Annotated in this window: 2 protein-coding genes; both read left to right on the top strand. The window is 67.1% G+C overall.

Features of this window, described 5'->3' with window-relative positions; genetic code table 11:
• A partial coding sequence (locus ACSVC7_RS32685; protein ID WP_483509182.1) for a helix-turn-helix domain-containing protein occupies positions 1-430 on the top strand: 430 nt, incomplete at its 5' end.
• Positions 427-1,011 (top strand): transposase, encoded by a 585-nt coding sequence (locus tag ACSVC7_RS32680; protein ID WP_483509180.1) that lies wholly within the window; start codon positions 427-429, stop codon positions 1,009-1,011. The genes ACSVC7_RS32685 and ACSVC7_RS32680, both read left to right, overlap by 4 nt.
• Positions 1,012-1,022 lie beyond the last annotated feature (11 nt).

Genomic DNA, 1,022 nt, shown 5'->3' with positions numbered 1-1,022 from the left:
GCATGGTGTAGAGGAGGGCCTAGGCGCGCCGGAGATCGCCACCCGCCTGGGGCTGGGCCGCAAATGCGTGCGGTTCTGGCTCAAGCGGTTCAACGAACAGGGCCTTGCCGGTTTGCACGAGGCAATGCGCTCGGGGCGCCCACCCACCTACACCGCCGAAGAGCGCGGCAGGGTGATCACCACCGCCCTGACCGCGCCCGGCGACCTGGGCCTGCCGTTCGCCTGCTGGACGTTGGATCGCCTGGTCGCCTACGTGGGGGAACGCGGCGTCGGCATGCGGCGCAGCCGGATCAGCGAGATCCTGCTGGCCGAAGGCCTGAAGTGGCGGCGGGAGGAGACGTGGTTTGGCGAGCGGGTCGATCCGGACTTCGCTCGAAAAAGGGGGCTATCGAGCAACTCTACACCGCCGCCCCCACCGGCAGCGCCGTGATCTGCCTGGACGAAATGGGACCGCAGGCGTGCAAGAGCTATCCGGGCCAGCGGCTGGTCGCCCCCGCCGGGCCGAAGGCCGAGCGCGCCCGGCAAGAGATCGATTACGGCCGCCGCGATGTCGCCGGCTACGTGTTCGGGGCTCTTCAGCCGGTCACCGGAGCGGCCTTCACCGCCACCTATCCGGGGCGAACCACGGCCAACTGGCTCGATTTCCTCGGCCGCGTCGAGGCCTGGATCGATCCGGCCGTCGAGCGGGTCTATGCGGTGCTGGACAACCTGAGCACCCACACCGCCGTGGATGTACTGCTGTTCAATCTGGCCCATCCGCGCTGGGAGTTCGTCTTCCAGCCCAAATACGCCGCCTACCTGAACTTGATCGAGCCATGGTGGAAGGTGCTGCGCTCCCTGGCCTTGAAGGGACGCCGCTTCGACCTGTGGCCCGAAATCGAGCAGGCGGTGGAAAAGGCCACCGCCTACTGGAATGCTCATAAGCACCCGTTTATCTGGGGGCGCCGACGGCGCCACCGGGCGTCAAAACAATTCGGGGTCGCCGCCCTCCCAAAGGTCGCCTTAATTTAGCGGATGCACCA

It is taken from the genome of Azospirillum mesophilum (assembly GCF_053470405.2).
The sequence above is the reverse complement of the archived record's forward strand: the minus strand, read 5'-3'. Positions and strand labels throughout refer to the sequence as shown.